This window comes from Gelidibacter salicanalis, assembly GCF_016469035.1.
GTDB lineage: Bacteria > Bacteroidota > Bacteroidia > Flavobacteriales > Flavobacteriaceae > Gelidibacter > Gelidibacter salicanalis_A.
In genome coordinates this window covers 1-205 of record NZ_JAEHJZ010000340.1, presented here as the reverse complement: position 1 = coordinate 205, position 205 = coordinate 1, and the positions used below count along the sequence as shown (strand labels likewise).

At 50.7% G+C, this 205-nt stretch carries 1 protein-coding gene; it reads left to right on the top strand.

Annotated elements, in window-relative coordinates; all coding sequences use genetic code 11:
* Positions 1-194 (top strand): hypothetical protein (locus tag JEM65_RS21630; RefSeq protein WP_199603836.1); only part of this gene is annotated, 194 nt, incomplete at its 5' end.
* Positions 195-205: the final 11 nt, after the last annotated feature.

Sequence of the window (205 nt, the reverse complement as noted above, 5' to 3'; positions counted from 1 at the left end):
CTGAATACCGTGCCCAGATGGAGGCTGAATTTCAGAGGAAGGTTGCAGAGAGTAGCGGTGACTCTGGTGCAAATGTCAAGCGTCTTGAGCAGGAGACAGCGGAAAAAATCGCACAACTCAAGCAGCAGGCTGCAAGTATCTCCCCTGAAGTGATTCAGATGCTTCTGAGGCATGTCACCACTGTGAAGAACTAAGGGTTGATGGC